This window comes from Limosilactobacillus vaginalis DSM 5837 = ATCC 49540 (genome assembly GCF_000159435.1).
GTDB classification, from domain to species: domain Bacteria; phylum Bacillota; class Bacilli; order Lactobacillales; family Lactobacillaceae; genus Limosilactobacillus; species Limosilactobacillus vaginalis.
Genome location: NZ_GG693487.1, coordinates 1 through 240 on the forward strand (window position 1 = coordinate 1; position 240 = coordinate 240).

Here is a 240-nt window from a genome sequence, read left to right on the forward strand (position 1 = left end):
ACTGGGCAAAATTCAGTCCCGGGTGCTGAAAGCCGATCAGGAATTCGACGGCCTCTACAACGAGCTATTGCTGGAGATGGCGCGCAACCAGATCTTCCTGATTAATGAACGCCAGCTCTCCGTCAATCAACAAAACTGGCTGCGTCATTATTTTAAGCAGTATCTGCGTCAGCACATTACGCCGATTTTAATCAATCCTGACACTGACTTAGTGCAGTTCCTGAAAGATGATTACACCTA

The 240-nt window shown here is 47.1% G+C and carries 1 protein-coding gene; it reads left to right on the plus strand.

Annotated features, from left to right (window positions below):
- The coding region (locus HMPREF0549_RS09660) for a hypothetical protein (RefSeq protein WP_204365213.1) at positions 1 to 240 on the plus strand (240 nt) is incomplete at both ends.